Genomic DNA, 24,252 nt, shown 5'->3' on the forward strand with positions numbered 1-24,252 from the left:
CGCGGACGGGCTCGACGCTCGGGGGAGACCCCGGGCGTCGAGCCCGTCGGTGCGTCAGGCCGTCGGTCGTGGACTCACTCGGCCAGCTTGCGGAACTCGATCAGCTCGCCCCGGGCCGAGAACTCCTCGCACGCCTTGCGCAGACCGGCCTCGTCGTCGGTCTCGACAAGGTAGAAGCCCACGATCTGCTCCGCCGACTCGGTGAACGGTCCGGCGGTGACCAACGCGCCACCCGCGCCGTCGGGGCGCATCGAGGTGGCCTGGGCAGAGGGCTCGAGGGGATGGCCGAGCACCAAGGTGTGGCCGCCCTCGGCCAGGTCCTTGTGGAACTGGCCGTGCGAGGCCATGCCCTTCTCGTGCACCTCGGGCGGCAGGTTGGCCCACTCCGCCTCGGGAGCGGGCAGCAGGATCAGGTAGCGGCTCATGGTGTTTCCTTCCGAGTGGGTGCGGGCCGCGGTGGCGACCTCATCACCCTGACGGACGACGACCTTGGAAATCGACAGGCCACTCCGGGGAGTTTCAGTCGGAGCCGATGCCGACGCGGTTCGGCAGCCAGCGGCCGAGGTCGAAGTCCCAGAGCAGCAGGCAGGCGAAGGAGACCGTCATCAACGCCGCGATCGCCAGGACCGCGGCCCGGGTTCCGCGATTCGGCTCCGAGTGCCGTGCCAGGAAGAGGACGGCCCACGCGACCACGGCCACGAAGCCGTAGAGCCACAGACCCTGGGCCCGATCACTGAGGCGGGCACTGTCCATCGCATTGAGGCTGGCGCCGGCGAAGGTGCCGAAGCCGAGGAAGTGGAGCAGCACCGGGCCGACGTGCCGGGGCGCGCGTCGGGCGAGGAGCACACCGCCGATGCCGACGGCGAGCCCTGCTCCGGCAATGGCGAGGTGTGCCTCGGTCGACAGGCTCAAGGGAGCGTGGGAGTCGAGCGGTCGACGATGGCGCGCAGGTCGCCACCGGGCAGCGTGCCGAACGTGCCGTTGTACGTCGTGCCGAGGCGCGACGCGCAGAACGCATCGGCGACCTCCGGAGGAGCGAAGCGCACCAGCAGCGATCCCTGAAGGCAGGCGGCCATCTGGCCGGCCAGGCGCCGGGCGGAGACCTCGAGCGAGCCCGAATCTCCCAGCAGGGAAAGGGTGTTGGCCACCGCTGCGTCGAGGCGCGGGTCGGCGCCGTGGGCCAGCCCCACCTCGGTGATCCACGCGTTGAGCGCTTCGGGTTCCTTCGCCAGGGCACGCAGGACGTCGAGCACGTTGACGTTGCCCGAGCCCTCCCAGATCGAGTTCAGCGGCGACTCGCGGAACAGCAGTGGCATGCCCGACTCCTCGACGTACCCGTTGCCGCCCAGGCACTCGAGCGCCTCGGCCACCATGAACGGCGTCCGCTTGCAGACCCAGAACTTCGCCAGCGGCAACGCGATGCGACGCAGTGCCGCCTCGTGCGGGTCGTTGGGTTGGTCGACGGCCGCGGCGAGACGAATCGCCAGTGCTGTTGCGGCCTCCGACTCCACGGCGAGATCGGCGATGACGTTCTGCATGAGCGGTTTGTCGACGAGCAGGGAGCCGAAGGCCGACCGGTGCGACACGTGCCATGCGGCCTCTGCCAGCGAGCGGCGCATCAGCGACGCCGATCCGATCACGCAGTCGAGTCGGGTGGCGGCCACCATCTCGATGATCGTGCGCACCCCGCGGCCCTCGTCGCCGAGCCGCTGGGCCCACGTGCCGTTGAACTCCAGCTCGGACGACGCGTTCGACCGGTTGCCGAGCTTGTCCTTGAGACGCACGACGTCGAGTCGGTTGCGGGTGCCGTCCTCCAGCACCCGAGGTACGACGAAGCAGGTCACGCCACCGGCCGTCTGTGCGAGCACCAGGAACATGTCGTTCATCGGCGCCGAGGTGAACCACTTGTGGCCGTGCAGGGTGTACTCGCCCTCGACCGACGTGGGCCGCGCTTCGGTCACGTTGGCGCGGACGTCGGAGCCGCCCTGCTTCTCGGTCATACCCATGCCGGCCAGGGCGCCCTTCTTGGACGACGGGGCCCGGACACCGGGGTCGTACGTCGTCGAGGCGAGCAGGGGCGACCACGCCTTGGCGATCGACTCGTCGGCGCGCAGGGCGGGGATGGAGGCGTAGGTCATCGAGATCGGGCAGCCGTGGCCCGGTTCGGTCTGCGACCACGCGAAGAAGCCGGCGGCCCGGCGTACGTGGGCGTGGGGCGCATCGGACTCCCAGGGCGCCGCGGCGAGGGCGTGGCCGACCGCGCGCTCCATCAGCCAGTGCCACGACGGGTGGAACTCCACCTCGTCGATCCGGTTGCCGTAGCGGTCGTACGGCGTCAGCTCGGGGTGGAACCTGTTGGCCAGCATGCCGTGCTCCCGGGCCTCCTCGGAGCCGGCCTCGGCACCGAGGTCGAGCAGGTCGCCGACGACCGAGGCGTCCGCGTGGCGGGTGACCGCGTCGGTGAGTGCCGTGTCGGACGCCACCACGTTGTGACCGGAAAGTGGTGGTGCCTGGTTCGTCGTTGCGCGAATGTCGGTGCCCATGTCGATACCGTAGGCCCATGTCCGCCACGATCAAGCAGGACGGGCTCACGCGTCGCCTGGCCCGGCTGTTCTGGCGACTGGTCGTGACGACGGTGTCGACCTGCATGCGCTATCGCGTGACCGGACTGGCCGCCGAGGCCGCGTTCTTCGCCGTCCTTTCCATGCCGCCGCTGATCTTCGCGCTGGCCGGCTCGATCGGCTACGTGGGGGAGAACTTCACCGACGCACAGGTCGAAGACGTGCGGCAGGCGGTGATCGATCTCTCCAGCCGGGCCCTGACCGACAGTGCGGTCAACAACATCATCGTCAAGACCTTCGACGACGTGCTGGCGGGCGGACGCTTCGACGTCATCTCGATCGGATTCATCCTGGCCCTGTGGTCGGGCTCCCGGGCGTTGAACGTCTTCGTCGACACCATCACGATCATGCACGGACTCGGCGGGCACCGCGGGATCGTCAAGACCCGGGCGCTCTCGTTCGGCCTCTACGTGCTCGGACTGGTCACGGGCGTGATCACGATCCCACTCGTGGTGGCCGGGCCGCAGTTGGTCGGTCACTGGCTGCCCGAGCGCCTGGGCTTCCTGGCCGATCTCTACTGGCCGATCGTGATCGTGCTGTGCATCTGCTTCCTCGCGACCCTCTACCACGTGTCCGTCCCGGTGCGGACGGCCTGGCGCTACAACCTGCCGGGCGCCACGTTCAGCCTGGTCAGCTGGGTCTTCGGCTCCTACCTGCTCCGTTGGGTCCTCACTGTGACCGCCGCCGACTCCAAGTCCGTCTACGGACCACTCGCCGCGCCCATCGCCGTACTCCTGTGGCTCTACCTGGTCTCGATCGCCGTGCTGATCGGGGCCGCGCTGAACGCGGCGTGTGACGCGGTCTTCCCACAGAACTCCACGCAGCGGGCCCGCACCGAGCTGATGAAGCGGATCAATGCCGTGCTCCCGTCGCGCCTCACTGAGCGCTACACCTCGCCCAAGGACGAGCGCCCGGCGAAGCCCGACCAGGAGGGGCCGGCGAAGCCCAAGGACGAACGCCCGGCGAAGGCCACGCCCGAACGCCAGGCGAAGCGCCCTGTCGAGCGCCCCGTGGAGGGCACGCCGCCGCAATGAGGCCTCCGAGCCGTGTCACACTGACGCCCGTGTCCACACGATTCGACGGCGTCCCCGGGGTGGCTGCCGCGCCCTCGAGCGGGGTGTGGTGATGCAGCACGACGAGCAGACGGTCCAACGAGTGCTCCAGGGCGTCGCGCTCCCGGCCCGTGCCCGCTCCCCGTGGTGGGAGCTGGGCCGGCGTCTCCTACTGGCCTTCGGGATCCTCGCCGGCACCGTGCTCCTGGTGTGGCTCGACCGCAAGGGATACCGCGACGCCAACGACCCGACGGGCGCCGTGGACCTGGTCGATGCGATCTACTACACGACCGTCACACTGAGCACGACCGGGTACGGCGACATCACGCCGGTGGAGACGTCAGCACGACTGGTGAACGCCTTCGTGATCACGCCGGCACGCATCGCGTTCCTGGTGCTCCTGATCGGTACGACGCTCGAGGTGCTCGCTGCCCAGGGCCGAGAGATGTTCCGGGTTGCCCGGTGGAGGAAGAAGATGCAGGATCACGTCGTCGTCATCGGCTACGGCACCAAGGGCCGCAGTGCCGCCAACACGTTGGTCCAGAACGGCAGGGACCCCGAGACGATCGTGGTGGTCGACCCCAGGTCGAGCGCGCGCGACGAGGCCAATGCCGACGGCCTGGCCGTGCTCGCCGGCGATGCCACCCGCCGTGACGTGCTGCGTCGCGCCGGTGTGGGCCGGGCCAGCCAGGTGATCATCACGACCGACCACGACGCCAACACGATGATGGCGACCCTCACCGTGCGCCAGATCAACCCCGACGCCTACATCGTGGCCGCGGTCCGCGAGCAGGACAACGTGCCCCTGGTCCGCCAGAGTGGTGCCGACGCCGTGGTCACCTCCAGCGAGGCCGTGGGTCGCCTGCTGGGCCTATCGTCGATGTCGCCGACGCTGGGGGAGGTCATGGAGGACCTGATGACCTACGGCGCCGGCCTCGAGGTCGCCGAGCGCGACCTCCTGGTCAAAGAGGTCGGCAAGCAGCCGCAGTCGCTTCCCGACCAGGTCATCGCGGTGGTCCGCGACGAGCAGGTCTACCGCTACTTCGACCCGGTGGTGACCCAGCTGGCGCGCGGCGACCGGCTGATCGTCGTACGCCCGGCCAAGGAGCAGCCGTGGGCGCCGCGTCCCGGCACCCACGACGAGGACACCGCCGACGAGGACGACTGAGCCTCGAGGCTGAGTCGTCCTCGCCGGCCGGTCTCAGACCGTCGCGGCGACGCCCGCACGCAGTCCGTCGACCAGGGGCGTGGTCGGGTGGCCGATCAGCGCGCTCAGCTCGCCGTTCGTGACCCCGAGCAGCCCGTCGCGGGTGTTGCCGTCGAGGGCGACCACGAAGCCGGCCGTGCCCTCGTCGAGGCCGGCGGCGACCAGCAGCCGCTGGTGCTCGTCGGGCGTGACCGACTGGAGGGCGACCTCGCGACCGGTCGCCTGTCCGATCGCGTCTGCCAGCTCCTGCTGGTCCCACGAGGTGTCACCCGACAGCTCGAAGGTCCGGCCGGCCGTGCTGTCGTCGAGCAGGACCACCGCGGCCGCCTCGGCGTAGTCGCTGCGGCTGGCGCTGGAGATGCGGCCCTCGCCGGCGCTGGTGAGGAGTACGCCGGTCTGGCGGGCCTGCTCGGCGGCCTGGAGGTAGTTCTCGGTGTACCAACCGTTGCGCAGGATGGTGGCCGGCAGTCCGGAGGCGGCGATGAGCTCCTCGGTGGCCTTGTGCTCCGGGGCCAGGACGAGCGCCGTGTCGTCGGCCTTCGGCGCGCTCGTGTAGACGAGGCGCTTGACGCCCGCTGCCTTGGCGGCGTCGATCACGTTGCCGTGCTGTACGACGCGCTGGCCCAGCTCGTTGCCCGAGATGAGCAGCACGGTGTCGTCGCGGGAGAACAGGTCGGCCAGGCTCGCGGGATCGCTGAGGTCGATCGACCGGGTGTGGACACCCCGGGCCGCGAGGGCGGCGAGCCTGTCGGCATTGCGTCCGGCGGCAACGATGTCGTGGGGCGCGGCGCCGCGGTCGAGCAGCGCGTCGACGGTGAGTGTGCCGAGCTGGCCCGTGGCGCCGATGACGATGTAGGACATGGGGTTCCTTTCGGTGGATGCTTTCACCGACTGGAACGAGCGACCGGTCGCCATACTTCCCAATCCACAGTACGCACTTTGGAGTAAGGTACTGACGTGAAAGTTAGCGAGTCGCCGTTGAGGGACATCCCGGGCCTGGAGGGCGGAGTCTTCCAGGCCCAGTGTCCGAGCCGCACCCTCCTCGATCACGTCACGAGCAAGTGGGGCGTGCTGGTGCTCCTGTCGCTGGGCACCGACACCCTGCGCTGGAGCGAGCTGCGCCGTTGCATCGAGGGGATCAGCGAGAAGATGCTCGCCCAGACGCTGAAGACCCTGGAGGCCGACGGGCTGGTCCGCCGGGTCGCGCAGCCGGTCGTGCCCCCACATGTCGAGTACAACCTGACCGAGGCCGGCCGGGAGGTCCACGGGCACCTGCTGCCCCTGATGCGCTGGGTCGGCACCAACGCCGACCGGATCATCTCTGCGCGGACCTGAGCACGAGGCCCGGGCACTGCGCGATCAGGTGACCTGCGGTGCCGACGTACGGGCTGCCTTCTTGGCGGCTGCCTCGGCTCGGCGCTCCACGAACCTGGCCGCCTCGGCGTCCAGGGCGGCGACCGCGGCCGCGAGCTCCTCGCGCGCCTTCTCGCCGTCGGCGTCGAGGCCCTCGAGATCCCAGACGCCCCACTGTCGCAGCAGCGGAGTGACGATGTCGTCGTGGTGGATCCGCAGGTCGTAGATCCCGGCCTTGGCCATCGCCACCGCCTTGCGCGAGAAGCCGGGGATGATGTTGCCGGGCATCTGGAAGCCGACGACCTCCTCGGTGATCGCGCGCATCGTCTGGCTCGGCGTGAGCTGGAGGGCTGCGCTGACGATGTTGCGGTAGAAGATCATGTGCAGGTTCTCGTCCTTGGCGACCCGGGAGAGCAGCTTCTCGGCGACCGGCTCCTCGGTGTAGCGCCCGGTGTTGCGGTGCGAGACCCGGGTTGCGAGCTCCTGGAAGGACACGTAGGCGCAGACGTTGAGCAACGGCTTGTCGACGGAGTCGTAGCCGACCTCCATGGTCTCCATCCGGGCCCGCTCGAGCTCGACCGGATCGACACCGCGAGTGACGAGGAGGTAGTCGCGGATGCAGAAGGCGTGGCGACCCTCCTCGGCGGTCCAGCGGTTGACCCAGGTGCCCCAGGCGCTCTCGCGACCGAAGGCCCGGTCGATCTCGCGGTGGTAGCTCGGCAGGTTGTCCTCGGTCAGCAGGTTGACCTCGAGCGCCGTACGAGCGATGGGGGACAGTCGTGACTGCGCGAGCTCCCACGGCTCGCCACCGAGGTCGGCGAAGTCGCGGCCGAGGCTCCAGGGCACGTACTCGTGCGGCATCCACTCGTCTGCCGTGGCCAGGTGTCGGTTGAGGTTGTCCTCGACCGTCGATTCGAGTTCTGCGAGCAGGTGGGCACTTTCGAGAGCAGCCATGAACCATGCCTACACCCGCTGTGGTTCGGTGACCAGAGGCCCCGGGGCGATGTCGTGCGGGGACTCGCCGGCCGGAGCCGGCAGGGAGCCGGGGAGCACCCAGGCGGCGCATGCGCATTGAAAGTGTCACGTGTGAGCAGTATCGTGCGCACATGACTTCCACGACGCTTCCGCCCTTCCATCTCGCGCTCCCGGTCCACGACATCGACGCGGCTCGCCGCTTCTACGGGGAGGTGCTCGGCTTCGATCGAGGGCGCTCGGCCGAGCGATGGACCGACTGGAACGTGGCCGGCCACCAGGTCGTCACGCACCAGGTCGACGAGCACGTCAACGCCGTGGCCGGCACCAATCTTGTCGACGGCCACCAGGTGCCCGTCCCGCACTTCGGGCTGGTCCTGGCTGTCGACGCGTTCCGCGAGCTGGCTGACCGACTCACAGCAGCGGACACCGACTTCGTCATCGAGCCCTACGTGCGGTTCGAGGGGGAGCCCGGAGAGCAGTGGACGATGTTCTTCCTCGACCCGTCCGGAAACGCGCTGGAGTTCAAGGCGTTCCGCGACATCGACCAGCTGTTCGCGGAGTAGACGCATGGAGCACTCCGGGGGTGCGACCGATGCCGCACACCTCACCGATCACGGAGCGCTCGACGACGACCTGCTGGGTCGACTCGGCGGCAGGGTCCGGGAGCTGCGCACAGGGAAGTCGATGACGGTCCAGCAGCTCGCCGAGCGATCCGGGATCAGTCGCCGGCTGATGACCCAGATCGAGCTGGGCCAGGCGAACCCCAGCCTCGTGACCGTGACCAGGATCGCGCGTCAGCTCGGCACTGACTTCGCCGCCCTCGTTGCTGCCCACGAGCCCGAGCAGCCGATCACGGTGCATGGTGGCGACGCGCACGTCCTGGTGTGGACCGGTGAGCCGGGCAGTGCCGCGCACCTGCTCGAGTCAGCCGACGAGCGAGCGGTCGACCTGTGGCGCTGGAGATTGGTGCCCGGGGACAGCTACCGCGGCCACGCCGACCCCGCGCGTTCGCAGGAGCTGTTCTACGTGTTCGAAGGAGAGCTGACAGTCACCGTCGACGGCCAGCGGGTGGCCATCAGTGCGGGGGAGTCGGCGCTGCTGCGCAGCGATCGTCCCTACTCCTACGAGAACTCCGCGAAGACGCCTGTGGAGTTCGTGCGGTCCGTCCTGCTGTCCACCTGAACCCTTCAGGACAACGCTTTCGAATGGCGACTACGTCGCCGCGCGCCGCCTGGGTGACGAGTACCGAAGGCGGAATCCGAGGTCACTGGAACTGTCTCCGTCTTCGCCTCATCTCAATTCCTCATCCCGTCCTCTCCTGGGTCATGGACTCCCCGTGTGGTCAGATCGCTCGTGCCAGGTCGAAGGTGAACCAGTCCGCGTCGACGAAGAAGTGGGCAACGCTGCCGCGACAGACGAGCGTGCCGGGAGGCATCCGACGGCCGTCAGGCATCCCGATTTCGCTCTTCTTGAGACGACTCAGGTTGTCCAGGTTCCCGAGCAGAAGCGATCCGCCGAACTTGTAGTCGCCCATCAGCGCCACCTTCTCACCGGCAATAAGCAGCGCGCGCGGGCCACTGACGTCAGTCGTCGCGCGAGCGGTGGCCTGGTCGGAGGCGATCTCCAGGATCGGGAAATCCGTGTAGGGGCAAGCCCAGACTCGATCGGAATCGACGTTGAGCGCATAACAGTCGGCGAGCCAGTAGTCGTCGATCGCCTCGTACTCCCACAGCTTCTCGAACATGGGTGACCATCGGACTATGCCCGCCGATCCCAGGGGCTCGGGTCCGGGGCTGCCCCAGCCGAAGTTGCCGAAGATCCCTTCGTCGAAGTAGCCGACCCAGATCCCCCCGCTGTCGTCAACGAGCATGTGCTCGATTCCGTCGCCCAGCGTGCCCTCGTGCACGACTGCGCCGTCGTGCCCGACGATCAGGGCGTTGCGCTCTGGTCCTTCAGGACGCCACGCACACCTTGCGCCAACGACGAGGAAGTCTTCGTTGGGCAGCTCCTGTATGAGCGGATGGGCAATCGGCAGCTCCTCCAGGACCACAGCGTGCGCGGGTGCCATGGAGGCAGAGCGGTACGCGCACAGGGCCACCTGGGGCCGAGACGACGTGCGAGTCTCGGGGAAGCTGGCAGAGCCAAGGCTTTCGAAGTGCGCCTCGATATCGCTCCGGGCAGTGGCATCCGCCCAGAGAGCGACGGGACCCGATGGTCCGGCGCTCACGGTGATTAGCTCGTCGAAGCCAGGAGGTGATTGGAGCGCCCCGACGTGCTCGAACCGATGCTCGGCACGCTTGCGCTTTTGGAAGATCGCCATGACTCGAACCGTAGTGACAGAAGTCCCGATCGGCGCGCCGATTTCGGTGGCCGCGTCGCTACTCCGCAGGACGACTGGATCGAAAGTGCGGCCACTGCGGCTGGCGAGGAACGGCCGAGCCCGACCGCGCCAGGTATGCTCCCAGAATTGGAAAGAGGCCCTCGAGAGGGCCTCTGACCTGCTGTTTCTCTGTGGGCGATACTGGGTTTGAACCAGTGACCTCTTCCGTGTCAGGGAAGCGCGCTACCGCTGCGCCAATCGCCCGTGATGTCCCAAGATCCCACATTCCGGCAGATCGGGCTATCGAGGTGGAGACGGGATTTGAACCCGTGTAGACGGATTTGCAGTCCGTTGCCTCGCCTCTCGGCCACTCCACCGTGGAGGCAGAAACTCTCCGAGCGGACAACGAGACTCGAACTCGCGACCTCAACCTTGGCAAGGTTGCGCTCTACCAACTGAGCTATGTCCGCTTGCGACCTCCGGCTGACCGGCGGTGCGAAGAGAACATTAGCCGAGACCCCCAGACACGCAAAATCGGGGTCCGGAACTGCGTGTTGCCGGTCTGTCGGGTCGCCGTACGCCCCGATAGATTGCAGTCATGCGCGTATGGATCAACGGCAATCTGCTCACCGACCCGCAGGCTCCGGCGGTGACCGTGTCCGACCACGGCTTCACGGTCGGCGACGGAGTCTTCGAGGCGATCAAGGTCATGGACGGTCAGGCGTTCGCGCTGACGCGGCATGTCGAGCGCCTGGCCCGCAGTGCCAAGGGCCTCGGCCTGCCGCCGGTCGACCTCGACCAGGTGCGGGGCGCGGTCGCCGAGGCGCTCGAGGGTCAGGACCTGCCGTTGGGGCGGATCCGGATCACCTATACCGGGGGAGTCGCGCCGCTCGGGTCCGGGCGTGGCGACGCGCCCGCGACGCTGGTCGTCGTGGCGGCGTCGATGGACCCCTACCCACCGACGACGTCGCTGGTGACGGTGCCGTGGCCGCGCAACGAGCGCGGGGCGCTGGCCGGGCTGAAGACCACGTCGTACGCCGAGAACGTCGTCGCGCTGGCCCACGCGGCCGAGAAGGGGGCGACCGAGGCGCTGTTTGGCAATCTCGCCGGCAACATCTGTGAGGGCACCGGCAGCAACCTCTTCTACGTCGTCGACGGCGAGCTGCGGACGCCGACCCTGGCCAGCGGCTGCCTCGCCGGCGTCACCCGGGCGCTCGTGCTCGAGTGGTACGGCGGTCGCGAGGTCGACGAGCCGCTGTCCGTGTTGGAGGGGGCCAGTGAGATGTTCCTGGTCTCGACGACCCGTGACGTGCAGGGCGTGCACCGGCTCGACGGACGTGACTACCCGGCGCCCGGTCCGGTCACCAAGGAGGTCGCCGAGGTGTGGGCTCGCCAGGAGGTCGCTCAGCTCGACCCGTGAGTCAGTTCAGTCTGCTCAGACGGCGAGCAGCTGGTCGATCAGCTCGTCGACGTCGATGCGGGTGCTCTCGGTGCCGACCGGCACGCGGGCCAGGGTCCGGTTCACGAACTTCGTGATCTCGGTCGTCGGCGCCTGCACGAGCAGCTCGCCGTCGGGGGAGCAGAGCTCGATGATGACGACCGCCCGACCGTTGGCGTCGAGGCACGGCCAGACGTGCACGTCGCCCTCACCGGTCGGATCGGTCAGGCCGCGGGTCAGGAGGTCGCGGGCGAAGGTCCACACGACCTCGCAGATCTCGGTGCGGAACGTCGCGGTGACGGCGTAGGGGTCGGCCGCGTCGTACCCGAGGGTCGCTTCGAGGACGACGGTCTCGCCGTCGGCGTCGACACAACGCATGGTGATCTCCTGCGTCACGGTGTCGGCTGAGCGGCTTCGGTCGAAGTGCATCTCGGGTCCTCCCTGGAACTGGGGTGTCAGGGATGAAACGCACAGCCGCGAAAATCATGACGCGTGTCAAGATGAAATCTGGGTCACATTCCGAACGGGGGTGGATTCCGTGATGCCCGGGACCATGCGCTAGTGTTTCCGGCGCACCTGCGGGCGATTGGCGCAGTGGTAGCGCGCTTCGTTCACACCGAAGAGGTCACTGGTTCGAACCCAGTATCGCCCACCACCGCAGAGGTAGCGCGGCTCTGCCGTTTGCACCGAAGAGGTCACTGGTTCGAACCCAGTATCGCCCACCACGTTCTTGCAGGTCAGAGGCCGGTTTCCCCACGGGAAGCCGGTCTCTGTCGTGCTGCGTTCCGGGTGACCTGTCGTGATTGCCCGGAGCTCGGCCGAACTGGCGACAGGTCGATCGAAACTGGCGACGGGTCGATTGGAACTCACGACGGGTCGCGACTGACGTCGAAGGTGATGCGGACACGCTGGCCCTCGGCGTACGCCGACCGCAGCCGGACCCGCGACGACGTGATCCGGCGGGGGAGCAGCGGGGCGCCGGAGCCGAGGAACACCGGCGTCAGGTTGAGGATGATCTCGTCGAGGAGCCGGGCGTCGTCGAACTGCCCGACCAGGTCGCCGCCGCCCACGACCCAGAGGTTGCGGCCGTCGGAGGCCGCCACCATGTCGTCGTACGACGACTCGACCGGGCCGGAGACGAAGCGGATGTCGACGCCGGGGATCGGTGGCAGCTCCCGGTGCGTGAACACCCAGCACGGGCGCTCGTCGTAGAAGGACTTCCACTTCGCCGGGTCGGCCAGGATCTGGTCGTGCTCGAGGACCCACTCGTAGGTCGTCGACCCCATCGCCATGACGCCGACGCCGGCGATGAACTCGTCCCAGCCGCCGGCGTCGGCGTCCTCGTCGTGCGGGACCTCGAAGAGCCAGTCCAGCGAGTTGTCGGCGTCGGCGATGAACCCGTCGGCGCTCGTTGCGGTGTAGTACTGCGTCCGGGCCATGGCCCGACGCTACGCCCCGTGAGTGGGGCTCAGCGCAGGTTGCGCGGCAGCAGGAACTCGCACTCGGGCCCGACGCAGGTGCGGGCCCGCACGAGGATCTTGTGGAACTCGGCGAGGAGCGACTCCTGCTTCGGGTCGAGGGCCAGGTTCTTGTACTCGTTGGGGTCGCTGCGGACGTCGTACAGCTCCTGGCGGATGTTGGACTTCGGGTCGCCCGGCTCGGCCTGCCACTCGGTGTAGAGGTACTGCCCGGTCCGGATGCCGGTGACCTTGCCCAGCATCATCTCGGCGGTGCGGGCTCCGACCGGCTGCTTCGCGGCCAGGGCGTCGCGGACCGCGTTGGTCGGCGTGGTCTCGGTGAGGACGACCCGGCTCCAGGAGTCGCCGCTCGTCTCGTCGCCCAGGCGGACCACGTCGAGCATGCTGCGACCGTCGACGGCCGGGCCGACCTTTGCGTCGCCGAGGTCGGAGAACGTCGAGGCGTAGTCGATCGAGAGGAACGGGTCGGTGCGCACCTCGCCCTTGGGGATGCCCGGCCCGCGCATCAGCAGCGGCACCCGCAGGGACGGCTCGTAGGGGAGCACCTTGCCGGTGGGGATGCCCTGCTCGCCGAGGAAGTAGCCGTTGTCGCTGGTGAAGACGACCACGGTGTTGTCGAGCTTGCCGGTCTTCTTCAGGTTGGCGATCATCCGCTTCACGGCGCCGTCGACGACGTACAACGACTCGGCGCGCTGGCGGGTGAGCTGGAGGACCTGCTTCATCTTGTCCTTGGACGGGTGGCCCTGGAGCCGCTTCGGCTTGTCGGCCTGGCGGTCGGGGTCCTTCCAAGTCGCACCGGGTGCCTTCTTGATGATGTCGTCGAAGGCACCGCGCATGCGCTTGGGCCGGGCCGGCGTCTTGACGTCCGGCGGGTCGTCGGACTCGTGCGGACCGCCGTGGTGGGGTGCGGTGAACGAGACGTAGTGGAAGAACGGGTCGTCAGCGGCTGCGGACTCCGAGACCATCTCGTTGGTCATGTCGGCGTACGCGTTGGTCTGGTACTTGCCCTTGAGCGAGATGTAGCCGTCACCGTTGTTGTTGAGCGTGGTGTCCCAGTAGCGGTAGGTACCGCCGTCGTCGGGGTCCGAGGGGGAGAGGCCGCCGTCGATGGATCCGTTCCAGAGCGCCCAGCCCTGGGGCACGTACTGCGTGGACGTGCCCGTGGTCCTGCCCGGCTCGGGCTGGCTGCCGTAGCCGTTGAGGTACTTGCCGAGGTACGTCGTGCGGTAGCCGGCGGCCGTCAGCCACACCGGGAAGGTCTCCGCGTCGTCGAACGACGGGAAGCCCCACGGCGGGTCATGGGACCAGACGCCGTGGTTGTGCGGGTACTGGCCCGACATCACCGAGGCGCGGGCAGGGCAGCACAACGGGAAGCTGGCGAACGCGTTGGTGAAGTTGACGCCCTGCTTGCCGATCAGCTTCTGCACGTTGGGCATGTAGCGCAGGTCGTCGGCGCGCATGTCGTCGACCATGATCATCAGGACGTTCGGCTTCGCGGTCTCGGCCGCCGTGGCGCGCACCGGACCGGCACCGTCGACGGCCACCGAGACCTTGAGGTCCGCCGACTTCTTGACACACGTGCGGTCGAAGTCGAGGCGGGTCAGCATCGAGGTGGGCTCGGCCACCACATGCGGGGCGCAGCCGCCGAGTGGGATCCGGCCCCGCCGCAGCTCCGTGGTCCTGCCGTTGACCGTCACGGAGAGCTGGTCGGTCCACGGCTTCGTCGCCGTACGCACCGAGACGCTGACCGTCGGGCCCGAGTTGTCGACGTAGACCCGCGTCTTGCGGGGCTCGTCCTTGCCGGAGTCGTACGGCGACTGCGGCAGGACCACCTCGGTCTTCTTCACCGGCCCGTCGTCGTTGACCCTGTCGTAGACGACATATCCACCGCAGGCCACCAGGGCCACGGCGAGTCCGACCAGCAACGCGCGCTTGCTCTTCTGCATCAAGTCCTCAGTCCGCGGGATACGCCCGCACAAGTTCGCCCGAGCACATGCCGATGGTAGGCGTCCGTGGAAAGACGGAACGGCTGACCCACCGACCCGTGGACAGTCGCGCGGGTGCGCCGTCGGCGGGACGGAAACCCGAGGGCGCCACGGCTGGCCGGGCCGATACGATCGCCCTGTCGCCGGACCGGCGACACCACCGCACGCCCCACCAAGGAGAACCAGTGTCCGACATCCACGTCGTCCTCGCCCACGCCGACGCGCGCGAGGAGCAGACCGTGACGACGGGCACCCGGGCCTGGGAGCTGTTCAAGGACGACCCGACCGTGATCGCGGCCCGGGTCGGCGACGCCCTCAAGGACCTCGCCCACGAACTGGGTGACGGTGATGTCGTCGAGGGCGTGGCCATCGACAGCGCCGACGGCCGCGACATCCTGCGCCACTCCACCGCGCACGTGCTGGCCCAGGCCGTCCAGGACCTCTTCCCCGACGCCAAGCTCGGCATCGGGCCGCCGATCGAGAACGGCTTCTACTACGACTTCGACGTCGAGACCCCGTTCCACCCCGAGGACCTCGTCAAGATCGAGTCGCGGATGCGCAAGATCATCAAGGAGGGCCAGAAGTTCTCCCGCCGTCCGATCCCGGACGCCGAGGCGATCAACGAGCTCCAGGACGAGCCCTACAAGATCGAGCTGATCGGCCTCAAGGGCGGCGGCAAGGCCGAGGATGCGGCCGAAGGGGCGAGCGTCGAGGTCGGCGAGGGCGAGCTGACCATCTACGACAACCTGAACCGCAACGGCGAGACGGTCTGGAAGGACCTCTGCCGTGGCCCGCACCTGCCCACCACCAAGCGCATCCCGGCGTTCAAGCTGATGCGCAGTGCGGCGGCGTACTGGCGCGGCGACGAGAAGAACAAGCAGCTCCAGCGCATCTACGGCACCGCCTGGGAGACCAAGGAGGCCCTCGAGGAGCACCTCCACCGCATCGAGGAGGCCGAGCGCCGCGACCACCGCAAGCTCGGCCGCGAACTGGACCTGTTCAGCTTCCCCGACGAGATCGGGTCGGGCCTGCCGGTCTTCCACCCCAAGGGCGGCGTGATCAAGCGCGCCATGGAGGACTACGTCCGCGAGCGGCACATCGAGGAGGGCTTCGACTACGTCGGTACGCCGCACATCGCCAAGGAGGAGCTGTTCCACACCTCCGGGCACCTGCCCTACTACGGCGAGGGCATGTACCCGCCCCTCGACGTCGACGGCATGGACTACCGCCTCAAGGCGATGAACTGCCCGATGCACAACCTGATCTACCGCTCGCGGCAGCGTTCCTACCGTGAGCTGCCGCTGCGCCTGTTCGAGTTCGGCCACGTCTACCGGCACGAGAAGTCCGGCGTGATCCACGGCCTGACCCGCGTGCGCGGCTTCGCGCAGGACGACTCGCACTCGTACGTGACCCCCGAGCAGGCGCCCGACGAGGTGGCGCACCTGCTGAACTTCATGTTGTCGCTCCTCCGCGACTTCGGGATCGACGACTTCTACCTGGAGCTGTCGACCCGAGACGCGTCGAAGGACAAGTTCATCGGCTCCGACGAGGACTGGGCGATCGCCACCAAGGTCCTCGAGGAGGTGGCCACGGCCACCGGCCTGGAGCTGGTTCCCGACCCCGGCGGCGCGGCGTACTACGGCCCGAAGATCTCCGTGCAGGCGCGCGACGCGATCGGCCGCACCTGGCAGATGGGCACCGTCCAGTACGACTTCAACCAGCCGTCGGCCGACCGGTTCAACCTCGAGTACGTCGCCGCCGACGGCACGCGTCAGCAGCCGGTGATGATCCACTCGGCCAAGTTCGGCTCGATCGAGCGGTTCATGGGCGTGCTGGTCGAGCACTACGCCGGCGCGTTCCCGCCCTGGCTCGCGCCGGTGCAGGTGCAGGGCATCCCGATCGCGGAGCGCCACAACGACTATCTCCTCGAGGTGGCCCGCACCATGAAGGCGCAGGGACTGCGCGCCGAGGTCGACCTGTCCGACGACCGGATGCAGAAGAAGATCCGCAACGCGCAGCTGCAGAAGGTGCCGTTCATGATGATTGCCGGCGACGCCGACGTGGAGGCCGGTGCGGTGTCGTTCCGCTACCGCGACGGCCGCCAGGACAACGGGGTGCCGTTGGCCGAGGCGATCGCCCGGGTGGCCGCCGCCGTCGAGTCACGCGAACAGGTCTGAGGGGGCGCCGCGGTGGCGTCGGAAGGGTTCCACCAGCAGGGGCCGGGGGAGCAGGACGGCCTGGAACGGATCTGGACCCCCCACCGGATGGCCTACGTCCGCACGGCGACGGAGGGTGACGGCTGCCCGTTCTGCTCGATCCCGGGACTGTCCGACGAGGAGTCCCTGGTGGTCGCCCGGGGTGAGCAGGCGTACGCCGTCCTCAATCTGCATCCCTACAACCCGGGTCACCTGATGGTGGTTCCCTACCGGCACGTGGCCGGGCTCGAGGAGCTGACCGAACCGGAGTCCTCCGAGCTGATGGCCCTCACCCAGCGGGCCATCCGGGTGATCAGGGGCGTCAGCAACCCGCACGCCTTCAACGTCGGGCTCAACCTGGGCGGCCCGGCCGGCGGTTCCTTGGCCGACCACCTGCACCAGCACGTCGTACCCCGCTGGTCGGGCGACTCCAACTTCATCACCGTCGTCGGTGGCACCAAGACCCTTCCGCAGCTCCTCCAGGACACCCGACGTCTGCTGGCCGAGGCGTGGGCCAGAGCCGAATGACGGTCCCGGACGCGGAACTCGCCGGCCGGCTCGTGCGTGAGGCCGGGCAACTGGCCGCGCGCATGCGGTCCGACGGTCTCGGCTCGCAGCAGAAGACGAACGTGGCCGACATCGTCACGGCCGCCGACCACGCCGCCGAGGCCCTGATCGTCCGCGCCCTTCGTGAGGCCCGCCCCGACGACTCGATCGTGGGGGAGGAGGGCACCGACCACGTCGGTACGTCCGGTCGCACGTGGGTGATCGACCCTGTGGACGGCACCTACAACTTCTTCCGCGGCATGGACTGGTGGTGCTCCGCCGTGGCCTTGACGGACCGCGACGACGTGCTGCTCGGCGCGGTCCACCACCCGGCGCGTGACGAGGTGTACGTCGGCGGGCCGGACCTCCCGTCGACTCGCAACGGGGAGCTGCTTCCCCGGATCGAGGACAGGCCGCTGGCGGAGTCGTGCGCCTCGACGTACCTGCATCCCCCGTTCTACGCCGGCGAGGTCGGCGCCGCCTTCACGCGGGCGGTCGACGGCGCCGCGACGCTGCGGATGCTCGGCTCCGGGACGATGGACCACCTGGCCGTGGCCAGGGGGCAGATGGACGTGCTCTTCCAGCACTCGGTGCCGGAATGGGACTGGTTGCCCGGCTCTGCGATCGTGCGGGGTGTGGGCGGCGCCGCCCGCCGTACGACGGCAGCAGGAGTGGTCTGGTCCGTGGCCGGGGTGCCCACTGCCGTCGACGAGGTGTGCGCGGCTCTCGACGCGGGTTGACCTGTCGGGATCAGAACGGGACCGACGTGGTCAGGAGCCCCGTGCCGATGGCCCTGCCTGAGAGGATGCGGCAGAACTCGACGGCATCCATCGCGATCGTGTCGGTGCCGGAACGCAGCTCGTCGGACGTCCACTGACCCCCCGCTGGGCCGGTGAGTTCGAGGTGGTAGGCCTGCCCGTGCCGTTCTGCCCACTCGCGCACCACGTCGTCGACGATCACACCGTCATGCTCGGGCGTGAGCTCGAGTGCGTGGCCGGTGGCCCGGGCCAGGTCGATCCGGTGCATCCACGGGTCGCGGGTGAGGATGGTGCCCATCAGGTAGCCCACCGTCCAGTACTCGGGGTGGCCGTCGACCTGCTCCGGCTCGGGCAGCTTCATGCGGCCTCCGGCGATGGCCAGCAGTCGGCGGCCCCGGACGGCCCTGCGGCCGATCCTCTCGGCCTCTGCGACGAGCTCGGCCGGACCGCGGTCGGCGCGCTCGTCGACCTGGACCTGGGTCAGGGAGTCGATCATCTGGCCACCGCGCGTGGCGTGCACCTTCTTGGCAGCCTTCTGCTGACGGGCGACTTCCATCGGGCTGGTGACCATGCTCGCCATCCCGAGAAGGTGCGAGGCGAGTTGTCGCACATCCCATTCGGCGCAGTCCGTGCGCAGGCTCCAGTCGTCGGGCCGCAGCTCGGCGAGCATTGCGGACATGCGGTCGTACTCGGTGGCGGCCAGCTGCATCGCCGTGTGACGGGGCAGCTGTGAGCGCCGTGGGGCGCGTGTGGGGGCAAGGGGGGCCGCGTGGTTCATGGGGCGGACTTTCTCGAGGGAGGAGCGGGATCTTCGGCGGGAAGGCCGACGGCATCGGCCCACATGTCGATCGCGCGGTCGAGGAGCCCGGCGTACCTGTCGCCACCGGGGTCGTTGGCGTGGTGCTGGTTGATCAGACCACCGATCAGGGCGATCAGGATCGCGAAGTCGTCCTCCGAGGTGACTCCGAGCTCGCGGACGTTTGCGGCCGCGCGCTCGAGAACGCGTACGGCGGGGGCGTAGGACTCAGGGCTCGGTTCGAACCCCGGGATGACCCGCTGGTTCATCAACTGGTGGCGCGGGAGGTCGTCGACGGCGAAGTCGAAGAAATGGCGCCCGTACTGCTTGGCGGCGGCGCGGGGGTGCTCGGGCAGCGCGTCTTCCAAGGCCAGCACCGACGACTCGTACTCGCTCCATGCCTGACCGAACATGGCGTCGTAGATCGCGTTCTTCGAGGCGAAGTGGGAGTAGAGCGACGGTGCTCGCATCCCGACGCGAGCAGCGACGTCGCGCAGGGTCAGCTCGGCGAGACCCGACTCGCGGGCGATCGCCCATGCGGCTTCGACGATCTCGCGCCGCGTCGCCTCGCGACGTTCGGCGTTCCTATCGCGGTTAGGCGCATCTAACATAGTTAGGAGAGTGCGCCGGGATCGCCTCCGTGTCAAGGGGCGGGCCGACCCCGGATGCCACGTTGGCTGCGGGCCCGCCTCGAGCCCGCAGCCACCGCTGGTCCACTCAGCTGATGAGGACTCCTGCATCGGTGCGGCCCTGGAACGCCAGGATCGCCGGGTTCACGATCTGCCCGTCCTGGATCTCGATCGACCGCCGGATGGTCTCGTCGGCGGCCCAGGCCTCGGGTCCGGCCAGGACCGTGGGCACGAACGGCAGCAGCGCCTCACTGTTCTCCCATGTGGCCGAGCTCCAGAGGTACGACGGGGTGTGGTCGACCGCGTAGTAGCCGATGTGGTTGCCCACGTTGAACATCGGGTCGTCGAAGGTGGTCGGCCTGGCCCAGCTGAAGCCCATCTCCTCGTCGCACGAGACGTCGACGATCAGGCTGCCGGGCCGGAACGCGTCGAGGTCCTCGGTGCGCAGGTAGGTCAGCGGCGCCGCGGTGTCCTGCAGCGTGCAGTTGACGACGATGTCGCTCTCCGCGAGGAACGGCGCCAGCGGCACCTTGCCGGCGTCGGTGAAGACCTGGCTGAGGGCCGGCGCTTCCGGGTCGTGCTCGAAGCGGTGGATGCGCACCGAGTGGATCGGTGACGCCACGGCGGCCACGTCACGGATGGTCAGCACCCGGACGTCGTGGATGCCGCTCGCACTCAGGGCGGTCACCGCGCCACGAGCGGTGGCGCCGAACCCGATCACCACGGCGGTGAGCTTGCGTCCGTAGCTGCCGGTGATGCCGCCCAGCGTCAGGGCGTGGATCACCGAGCAGTAGCCGGCCAGCTCGTTGTTCTTGTGGAAGACGTGCAGGCCGACGGTGCCGTCGCGGGTCCAGTGGTTCATCGCCTCGAACGCGACCAGGGTCAGCTTCCGGTCGATCGCCGCCTGGGTGAGCGCGGTGTCCTGCACGCAGTGCGGCCAGCCCCACAGGACCTGGCCGTCGTGCAGGGCCTCGACGTCTGCCAGCTGCGGCTTCGGGAGAAGGACGACGTCGGAGGTGGCGAGCAGCTCCTCACGCGTGGCGAACCCGGCCACCTGGTCGGCCAACGAGGCGTCGGTGTGGCCGAAGCGTTCGCCGTACCCGTGCTCGAGGGTGATGCGGGCGCGCACCTCCGGGGCGAGGCGCCGGAAGTGCTCGGGGTGGATCGGCAGTCGCCGCTCGTTCTCCTTGGCGGAGGTCGCGACGACACCCAGGCTCAGGGCCTGTGGCGCAGTCACCGTTTCTTTTCGGCGAGCTTGTGCATGTCGGAGGCGGCGGCGGTCTTTGCGTGCTTGTCGGCCCGCTTCTCCTTGATGGACTTTGCGGACTTCTTGGACATTCCTTGCCGTGGCGACTTGTCGGCCATGGTGGCTCCCTGATTGAAAGCCTGGTTGGCTCCGTGCCCTCCACGCTACGCCGACGCTGCAACCCCGCCGGTGGGGCGATACCCTGCACCCGCCATGTTGGAGAGATTTCGCGCGTTCTGGACCAAGTTGCTCAACCCCATTGCGAGGTTGTTCATCAAGCTCGGCATCAGTGCCGACGCGGTGACCTTCGTCGGCACTCTCGGGGTCTGCACCGGCGCCCTGGTGTTCTTCCCCCAGGGCAAGCTGCTGACCGGGGTGCTGTTCATCACCGCGTTCGTCTTCAGCGACCTCATCGACGGCCACATGGCGCGGGTCACCGGGAAGACGAACCGCTTCGGTGCCTTCCTCGACTCGACCCTCGACCGCATCGGGGACGGCGCGATCTTCGGAGGCCTGGTGCTCTACTACGCCGGCCCCGGTGACAGCCGCCTCTACCTGGTGCTCTCCCTGTTGTGCCTGGTGATGGGTTCGGTGACGTCGTACGCCCGGGCCAAGGCCGAGGGCATGGGCTTCCATGCCAAGGTCGGCATCGCGGAGCGCTCCGACCGGCTGGTCTCGATCCTCGTGATGACCGGCTTCAGCGCGATCTTCGACCTGCCCATCCTGATGGAGGTCACCCTCTGGGCGCTGGCCGTGGCCAGCACCGTCACCGTCTTCCAGCGGGTCTGGACCGTCCGCCAGCAGGCGTACGCCGAGGCCGCGAACTCCTGATCCCACCACCGCGGAAGCCGGCCGGTCGACGGGGCCGGCCGTACCACCGGCCCGGGTGAACTGAACGGTGTACAGGCGACTAGGCTGGAGCCATGGCAACTGATTCCCCCGAAACCACCGTCGTCCCCGCGCAGCAGGCGCAGGCGACGGGCACGTCCGGCGTCAAGCGCGGCATGGCCGAGATGCTCAAGGGCGGCGTGATCATGGACGTCGTCAACGCCGAGCAGGCCAAGATCGCCGAGGACGCCGGCGCCGTGGCGGTGATGGCGCTCGAGCGCGTTCCCGCCGACATCCGCGCCCAGGGCGGCGTGTCGCGGATGAGCGACCCCGACATGATCGACTCCATCATTGCCGCCGTCTCGATCCCGGTGATGGCCAAGGCCCGCATCGGTCACTTCGCCGAGGCACAGATCCTGCAGTCCCTCGGTGTCGACTACATCGACGAGTCCGAGGTGCTCACCCCGGCCGACTACGCCAACCACATCGACAAGTGGACCTTCACGGTCCCCTTCGTCTGCGGTGCGACCAACCTCGGTGAGGCGCTGCGCCGCATCACCGAGGGTGCGGCGATGATCCGCTCCAAGGGCGAGGCCGGCACCGGCGACGTCTCCAACGCGGTCACCCACATGCGCACGATCAACGGGGAGATCCGCCGGCTCGGCGCGCTCAGCGCCGACGAGCTCTACGTCGCCGCGAAGGAGCTGCAGGCACCCTACGAGCTGGTCAAGGAGGTTGCCGCCCACGGCAAGCTCCCGGTCGTGCTGTTCACCGCGGGTGGCATCGCCACTCCGGCCGACGCGGCGATGATGATGCAGCTCGGCGCCGAGGGCGTGTTCGTCGGCTCGGGCATCTTCAAGTCCGGCAACCCGGCCCAACGCGCCGAGGCGATCGTCAAGGCCACCACCTTCTACGACGACCCCGACGTGGTCGCCAAGGTCTCCCGCGGTCTCGGCGAGGCGATGGTCGGCATCAACGTCGAGGACATCCCGCAGCCACACCGCCTCGCCGAGCGCGGCTGGTGACCTGCCGCATCACATGGTGACTCGAGGAGCCCGGCGTACGCCCGAGGAGGAGTTGGTCGACTTCGCCCGCCTCCAGGTGCGTGCCGGGCTCCTGTCATCTCCCGACATGCTGGCCGAGGTCGTGCAGGCGATCGACGCAGAGATGCCCGGCACCGACGCGACCATCCTGGCCCGGGCCTGGCTGGCCAAGGCGGGAGCCGACCTGCGCTCGGAGTCGGGCGCCTGGCCCGAGACGACGGACTTCGACCGGCTCCAGGCCGTCTTCGCCGAGTGCGCGTCGCACGGCGTACGCGTTCTGCAGGGCGTGGCCGACCACTGGGCGGCAAAGGCAGAGCTCGAGCGTGACGGAGCGAGCCTGCGCGGCATCTTGTGGTTCACACCCCCCGACGTCTGGCACGCCATCGACGAGGGCATGCTCGAGGTCAACCTCTGGCACGCCTCCACGGCCAACGCGGCACCTGGTGACCACCTGCTCGACGCAGTCCTCTCCTGCTTCTCACGCCACGGACTGACTGCCAGGTTCGACGAGGGCCGCATCGAGGTCACCGCGTTCTGGCAACGCCGCCCCGCCCCATGAATGACTAGGCACCATGGCCCGATATGACTATTTCTGCGAGTCTGGCGTCAGGAGGGGTCTAGACCACCGTTGAGTAGTCGTGACAGGGGACTGTACTTCCCTGCACTACGACTGATGACAGGGAGCAGAAATGAAGAAGTCGACCAAGGGTTCGATCGCCGCGGCGGCTGCGGCAGTGTTGTTGCTCGGTGGGGCCGGTTCGCTGGCCTACTGGAGCGACTCGACCCCGTTGAGCGGCGGTGACATCGATTCCGGGGAGCTCTCGCTGAGCGACGCCACCTGCGACGCAGGATGGGTCTACGGGCCGGGCAATGCCAAGGCCGGCCAGGCCGTGGGCTTGATCGTGCCCGGCGACACGATCGTCAAGGACTGCGAGTTCACCATTGCCGCAGCCGGTGACAACCTCACTGCGACGCTCACGACGCCGGACACCGCCGACGTGACCGTGACCAGCACTCCGGAGCCGACCACGTTGGTGCTCAACGTCGACGCCACCTACGTCGACCAGGACGACGCACCTCTTCCGGTGCAGGTCACCAGTGCGAACGACGGCGACGTCGTGACCGCGACGCTGGCCGTGGAGTTCCCCTTCGGTGACGTGGCCGCGATCAACGCCAACGACACCCAGAACCTCGCGGCGACTCTCGACGCCATCACGGTGACGTTGACCCAGACCGAAGCCTGATGGTCCGGGGCCCACTCGGGTGGGTCGGCCGGGTCCTCTCCTGGCTGGTGATCCTGAGCGTCGTGGTGATCCTGGTGGTGGCGGTTCTCATCCCCAGGCTCGGCGGGGCAACGCCGTACACGATCCTGACGGGTTCGATGAAGCCGGACATGCCGCCGGGAACGCTCGTGGTGGTCAGGCCGGTCGACGAGGACGACGTCCGGGTCGGCTCCGTGATCACCTACCAGCGCGAGTCGGGCAAGGCGACCGTGGTGACGCACCGGGTGGTTGCCAAGGCGTTCAACAGCGTGGGCGAGATCCAGTTCCAGACGCAGGGCGACGCGAACGACACAGCTGACGAGGAGTGGGTCAGACCGGTCCAGGTCAAGGGCGAGAAGTGGTACTCGGTGAGATACCTCGGCTACGTGAACAACATGCTGAACGGAAAGGAGAGGCAGATGGCGGTCTACGCCGTTGCTGCATTCCTTCTCGGGTATGCCGCGTTCATGCTGACCGGTGCCGTGCGCGACCGCCGCAAGGAACGGGCGAGCTGATGATC

27 protein-coding genes and 4 tRNA genes are annotated in these 24,252 nt (G+C 68.5%); 15 read left to right on the top strand and 16 right to left on the bottom strand.

What is annotated here, in order from left to right; genetic code table 11:
- Positions 1 to 74 precede the first annotated feature (74 nt).
- The 3 genes from ASD30_RS04285 to ASD30_RS04295 form a co-directional block, all read right to left on the bottom strand.
- Positions 75 to 425 (bottom strand): YciI family protein, encoded by a 351-nt coding sequence (locus ASD30_RS04285; RefSeq protein WP_056677331.1) that lies wholly within the window; start codon positions 423 to 425, stop codon positions 75 to 77.
- A gap of 94 nt (positions 426 to 519) precedes the next feature.
- The gene (locus ASD30_RS04290; RefSeq protein ID WP_056677334.1) at positions 520 to 912 is read right to left on the bottom strand and encodes a hypothetical protein; all 393 of its coding nucleotides are present in this window, start codon (positions 910 to 912) and stop codon (positions 520 to 522) included.
- The gene (locus ASD30_RS04295; protein WP_056677336.1) at positions 909 to 2,543 is read right to left on the bottom strand and encodes an acyl-CoA dehydrogenase family protein; all 1,635 of its coding nucleotides are present in this window, start codon (positions 2,541 to 2,543) and stop codon (positions 909 to 911) included. Before ASD30_RS04295 ends, ASD30_RS04290 begins: the two co-directional genes overlap by 4 nt.
- Positions 2,544 to 2,560: 17 nt before the next feature.
- Here ASD30_RS04295 and ASD30_RS04300 point away from each other — a divergent pair, with 17 nt between their 5' ends.
- Positions 2,561 to 3,655: a YihY/virulence factor BrkB family protein gene (locus tag ASD30_RS04300; RefSeq protein WP_235532495.1), complete on the top strand. Its 1,095-nt coding sequence runs from the start codon at positions 2,561 to 2,563 to the stop codon at positions 3,653 to 3,655.
- 91 nt (positions 3,656 to 3,746) lie between these two features.
- The gene (locus ASD30_RS04305) at positions 3,747 to 4,841 is read left to right on the top strand and encodes a potassium channel family protein (RefSeq protein ID WP_056679267.1); all 1,095 of its coding nucleotides are present in this window, start codon (positions 3,747 to 3,749) and stop codon (positions 4,839 to 4,841) included.
- A 33-nt stretch (positions 4,842 to 4,874) separates the two neighbouring features.
- Here ASD30_RS04305 and ASD30_RS04310 read toward each other — a convergent pair whose 3' ends face one another.
- Positions 4,875 to 5,741 carry an SDR family oxidoreductase gene (locus ASD30_RS04310; protein ID WP_056677338.1) on the bottom strand — a complete coding sequence of 289 codons (867 nt, stop codon included), beginning with the start codon at positions 5,739 to 5,741 and terminating at the stop codon, positions 4,875 to 4,877.
- 96 nt (positions 5,742 to 5,837) lie between these two features.
- On the opposite strand from ASD30_RS04310, the gene ASD30_RS04315 reads away from it, so the two are divergent.
- Complete coding sequence (locus ASD30_RS04315; RefSeq protein ID WP_235530051.1) at positions 5,838 to 6,215, top strand: winged helix-turn-helix transcriptional regulator; 378 nt, start codon at positions 5,838 to 5,840, stop codon at positions 6,213 to 6,215.
- A gap of 24 nt (positions 6,216 to 6,239) precedes the next feature.
- On the opposite strand, the gene ASD30_RS04320 is transcribed toward ASD30_RS04315, so the two are convergent.
- Positions 6,240 to 7,187, bottom strand: coding sequence for an acyl-ACP desaturase (locus ASD30_RS04320; protein WP_056677345.1), 948 nt, complete (start codon positions 7,185 to 7,187; stop codon positions 6,240 to 6,242).
- A 152-nt stretch (positions 7,188 to 7,339) separates the two neighbouring features.
- On the opposite strand from ASD30_RS04320, the gene ASD30_RS04325 reads away from it, so the two are divergent.
- Positions 7,340 to 7,771: a VOC family protein gene (locus tag ASD30_RS04325; RefSeq protein WP_056677347.1), complete on the top strand. Its 432-nt coding sequence runs from the start codon at positions 7,340 to 7,342 to the stop codon at positions 7,769 to 7,771.
- A 4-nt stretch (positions 7,772 to 7,775) separates the two neighbouring features.
- Positions 7,776 to 8,390 carry a helix-turn-helix domain-containing protein gene (locus ASD30_RS04330; protein WP_056677350.1) on the top strand — a complete coding sequence of 205 codons (615 nt, stop codon included), beginning with the start codon at positions 7,776 to 7,778 and terminating at the stop codon, positions 8,388 to 8,390.
- A 160-nt stretch (positions 8,391 to 8,550) separates the two neighbouring features.
- On the opposite strand, the gene ASD30_RS04335 is transcribed toward ASD30_RS04330, so the two are convergent.
- The 4 genes from ASD30_RS04335 to ASD30_RS04350 form a co-directional block, all read right to left on the bottom strand.
- Positions 8,551 to 9,528, bottom strand: coding sequence for a hypothetical protein (locus ASD30_RS04335; RefSeq protein ID WP_056677353.1), 978 nt, complete (start codon positions 9,526 to 9,528; stop codon positions 8,551 to 8,553).
- 192 nt (positions 9,529 to 9,720) lie between these two features.
- Positions 9,721 to 9,792, bottom strand: a tRNA-Val gene (locus ASD30_RS04340).
- Positions 9,793 to 9,834: 42 nt separating this feature from the next.
- Positions 9,835 to 9,905, bottom strand: a tRNA-Cys gene (locus ASD30_RS04345).
- A gap of 20 nt (positions 9,906 to 9,925) precedes the next feature.
- Positions 9,926 to 9,998 (bottom strand) — tRNA-Gly (locus tag ASD30_RS04350).
- 128 nt (positions 9,999 to 10,126) lie between these two features.
- Here ASD30_RS04350 and ASD30_RS04355 point away from each other — a divergent pair.
- Complete coding sequence (locus ASD30_RS04355) at positions 10,127 to 10,948, top strand: aminotransferase class IV (RefSeq protein ID WP_056677358.1); 822 nt, start codon at positions 10,127 to 10,129, stop codon at positions 10,946 to 10,948.
- 15 nt (positions 10,949 to 10,963) lie between these two features.
- Here the strand turns inward: ASD30_RS04355 and ASD30_RS04360 are convergent, their stop codons facing one another.
- Positions 10,964 to 11,395, bottom strand: coding sequence for an SsgA family sporulation/cell division regulator (locus ASD30_RS04360; RefSeq protein WP_162250913.1), 432 nt, complete (start codon positions 11,393 to 11,395; stop codon positions 10,964 to 10,966).
- 151 nt (positions 11,396 to 11,546) lie between these two features.
- Here ASD30_RS04360 and ASD30_RS04365 point away from each other — a divergent pair.
- Positions 11,547 to 11,621 (top strand) — tRNA-Val (locus ASD30_RS04365).
- Between the two features lie 211 nt (positions 11,622 to 11,832).
- On the opposite strand, the gene ASD30_RS04370 is transcribed toward ASD30_RS04365, so the two are convergent.
- Together ASD30_RS04370 and ASD30_RS04375 are read right to left on the bottom strand one after the other, a co-directional pair.
- On the bottom strand, positions 11,833 to 12,405 hold the full coding sequence (locus ASD30_RS04370) for a dihydrofolate reductase family protein (protein ID WP_056677360.1): 573 nt from the start codon (positions 12,403 to 12,405) through the stop codon (positions 11,833 to 11,835).
- 29 nt (positions 12,406 to 12,434) lie between these two features.
- Positions 12,435 to 14,390, bottom strand: a complete 1,956-nt coding sequence (locus ASD30_RS04375) for a sulfatase family protein (RefSeq protein WP_056677363.1) — start codon at positions 14,388 to 14,390, stop codon at positions 12,435 to 12,437.
- A 224-nt stretch (positions 14,391 to 14,614) separates the two neighbouring features.
- Here ASD30_RS04375 and thrS point away from each other — a divergent pair, with 224 nt between their 5' ends.
- Genes thrS through ASD30_RS04390 form a run of 3 tightly spaced genes read left to right on the top strand, consistent with a single transcriptional unit; the run spans position 14,615 to position 17,910 of the window.
- Positions 14,615 to 16,606, top strand: coding sequence for a threonine--tRNA ligase (gene thrS / locus ASD30_RS04380; RefSeq protein ID WP_056677366.1), 1,992 nt, complete (start codon positions 14,615 to 14,617; stop codon positions 16,604 to 16,606).
- A 12-nt stretch (positions 16,607 to 16,618) separates the two neighbouring features.
- The gene (locus tag ASD30_RS04385; protein WP_056677369.1) at positions 16,619 to 17,152 is read left to right on the top strand and encodes an HIT family protein; all 534 of its coding nucleotides are present in this window, start codon (positions 16,619 to 16,621) and stop codon (positions 17,150 to 17,152) included.
- Positions 17,149 to 17,910 carry an inositol monophosphatase family protein gene (locus ASD30_RS04390; protein WP_056677372.1) on the top strand — a complete coding sequence of 254 codons (762 nt, stop codon included), beginning with the start codon at positions 17,149 to 17,151 and terminating at the stop codon, positions 17,908 to 17,910. The genes ASD30_RS04385 and ASD30_RS04390 overlap by 4 nt, the downstream gene beginning before the upstream one ends.
- Positions 17,911 to 17,920: 10 nt before the next feature.
- Here the strand turns inward: ASD30_RS04390 and ASD30_RS04395 are convergent, their stop codons facing one another.
- From ASD30_RS04395 to ASD30_RS27745, 4 genes are all read right to left on the bottom strand, one after another.
- Positions 17,921 to 18,706: a maleylpyruvate isomerase family mycothiol-dependent enzyme gene (locus ASD30_RS04395; RefSeq protein ID WP_200951068.1), complete on the bottom strand. Its 786-nt coding sequence runs from the start codon at positions 18,704 to 18,706 to the stop codon at positions 17,921 to 17,923.
- A complete protein-coding gene (locus ASD30_RS04400) occupies positions 18,703 to 19,335 on the bottom strand; it encodes a TetR/AcrR family transcriptional regulator (protein WP_056677374.1) in 633 nt (210 codons plus the stop codon). Before ASD30_RS04400 ends, ASD30_RS04395 begins: the two co-directional genes overlap by 4 nt.
- A gap of 106 nt (positions 19,336 to 19,441) precedes the next feature.
- Complete coding sequence (locus ASD30_RS04405) at positions 19,442 to 20,590, bottom strand: N(5)-(carboxyethyl)ornithine synthase (protein ID WP_056677377.1); 1,149 nt, start codon at positions 20,588 to 20,590, stop codon at positions 19,442 to 19,444.
- On the bottom strand, positions 20,587 to 20,718 hold the full coding sequence (locus ASD30_RS27745) for a hypothetical protein (RefSeq protein ID WP_268788277.1): 132 nt from the start codon (positions 20,716 to 20,718) through the stop codon (positions 20,587 to 20,589). Before ASD30_RS27745 ends, ASD30_RS04405 begins: the two co-directional genes overlap by 4 nt.
- A 94-nt stretch (positions 20,719 to 20,812) precedes the next feature.
- Between ASD30_RS27745 and pgsA the strand changes: the two genes are divergently transcribed.
- The 5 genes from pgsA (at position 20,813) to ASD30_RS04430 (ending at position 24,247) form a co-directional block, all read left to right on the top strand.
- Positions 20,813 to 21,430: a phosphatidylinositol phosphate synthase gene (pgsA, locus tag ASD30_RS04410; protein WP_056677381.1), complete on the top strand. Its 618-nt coding sequence runs from the start codon at positions 20,813 to 20,815 to the stop codon at positions 21,428 to 21,430.
- 92 nt (positions 21,431 to 21,522) lie between these two features.
- Positions 21,523 to 22,452 carry a pyridoxal 5'-phosphate synthase lyase subunit PdxS gene (gene pdxS, locus ASD30_RS04415; protein WP_056677384.1) on the top strand — a complete coding sequence of 310 codons (930 nt, stop codon included), beginning with the start codon at positions 21,523 to 21,525 and terminating at the stop codon, positions 22,450 to 22,452.
- A 16-nt stretch (positions 22,453 to 22,468) separates the two neighbouring features.
- Positions 22,469 to 23,029, top strand: coding sequence for a DUF6891 domain-containing protein (locus ASD30_RS04420; protein ID WP_156393505.1), 561 nt, complete (start codon positions 22,469 to 22,471; stop codon positions 23,027 to 23,029).
- Between the two features lie 130 nt (positions 23,030 to 23,159).
- Positions 23,160 to 23,714, top strand: a complete 555-nt coding sequence (locus tag ASD30_RS04425) for an alternate-type signal peptide domain-containing protein (RefSeq protein WP_056677388.1) — start codon at positions 23,160 to 23,162, stop codon at positions 23,712 to 23,714.
- Complete coding sequence (locus tag ASD30_RS04430; RefSeq protein WP_056677390.1) at positions 23,714 to 24,247, top strand: signal peptidase I; 534 nt, start codon at positions 23,714 to 23,716, stop codon at positions 24,245 to 24,247. The genes ASD30_RS04425 and ASD30_RS04430 overlap by 1 nt, the downstream gene beginning before the upstream one ends.
- Positions 24,248 to 24,252: the final 5 nt, after the last annotated feature.

This window comes from Nocardioides sp. Root140, assembly GCF_001426745.1.
Classification (GTDB): Bacteria; Actinomycetota; Actinomycetes; order Propionibacteriales; family Nocardioidaceae; genus Nocardioides.

Coding starts and splice junctions, on each gene's coding strand:
- ASD30_RS04285 (WP_056677331.1), bottom strand. CDS start 425: ATGAGCCGCTACCTGATCCTGCTGCCCGCTCCCGAGGCGGAGTGGGCC.
- ASD30_RS04295 (WP_056677336.1), bottom strand. CDS start 2,543: ATGGGCACCGACATTCGCGCAACGACGAACCAGGCACCACCACTTTCC.
- ASD30_RS04300 (WP_235532495.1), top strand. CDS start 2,561: ATGTCCGCCACGATCAAGCAGGACGGGCTCACGCGTCGCCTGGCCCGG.
- ASD30_RS04305 (WP_056679267.1), top strand. CDS start 3,747: ATGCAGCACGACGAGCAGACGGTCCAACGAGTGCTCCAGGGCGTCGCG.
- ASD30_RS04310 (WP_056677338.1), bottom strand. CDS start 5,741: ATGTCCTACATCGTCATCGGCGCCACGGGCCAGCTCGGCACACTCACC.
- ASD30_RS04320 (WP_056677345.1), bottom strand. CDS start 7,187: ATGGCTGCTCTCGAAAGTGCCCACCTGCTCGCAGAACTCGAATCGACG.
- ASD30_RS04325 (WP_056677347.1), top strand. CDS start 7,340: ATGACTTCCACGACGCTTCCGCCCTTCCATCTCGCGCTCCCGGTCCAC.
- ASD30_RS04330 (WP_056677350.1), top strand. CDS start 7,776: ATGGAGCACTCCGGGGGTGCGACCGATGCCGCACACCTCACCGATCAC.
- ASD30_RS04335 (WP_056677353.1), bottom strand. CDS start 9,528: ATGGCGATCTTCCAAAAGCGCAAGCGTGCCGAGCATCGGTTCGAGCAC.
- ASD30_RS04355 (WP_056677358.1), top strand. CDS start 10,127: ATGCGCGTATGGATCAACGGCAATCTGCTCACCGACCCGCAGGCTCCG.
- ASD30_RS04360 (WP_162250913.1), bottom strand. CDS start 11,395: ATGCACTTCGACCGAAGCCGCTCAGCCGACACCGTGACGCAGGAGATC.
- ASD30_RS04370 (WP_056677360.1), bottom strand. CDS start 12,405: ATGGCCCGGACGCAGTACTACACCGCAACGAGCGCCGACGGGTTCATC.
- ASD30_RS04375 (WP_056677363.1), bottom strand. CDS start 14,390: ATGCAGAAGAGCAAGCGCGCGTTGCTGGTCGGACTCGCCGTGGCCCTG.
- ASD30_RS04390 (WP_056677372.1), top strand. CDS start 17,149: ATGACGGTCCCGGACGCGGAACTCGCCGGCCGGCTCGTGCGTGAGGCC.
- ASD30_RS04395 (WP_200951068.1), bottom strand. CDS start 18,706: ATGAACCACGCGGCCCCCCTTGCCCCCACACGCGCCCCACGGCGCTCA.
- ASD30_RS04400 (WP_056677374.1), bottom strand. CDS start 19,335: ATGTTAGATGCGCCTAACCGCGATAGGAACGCCGAACGTCGCGAGGCG.
- ASD30_RS27745 (WP_268788277.1), bottom strand. CDS start 20,718: ATGGCCGACAAGTCGCCACGGCAAGGAATGTCCAAGAAGTCCGCAAAG.
- pgsA (WP_056677381.1), top strand. CDS start 20,813: ATGTTGGAGAGATTTCGCGCGTTCTGGACCAAGTTGCTCAACCCCATT.
- pdxS (WP_056677384.1), top strand. CDS start 21,523: ATGGCAACTGATTCCCCCGAAACCACCGTCGTCCCCGCGCAGCAGGCG.
- ASD30_RS04425 (WP_056677388.1), top strand. CDS start 23,160: ATGAAGAAGTCGACCAAGGGTTCGATCGCCGCGGCGGCTGCGGCAGTG.
- ASD30_RS04430 (WP_056677390.1), top strand. CDS start 23,714: ATGGTCCGGGGCCCACTCGGGTGGGTCGGCCGGGTCCTCTCCTGGCTG.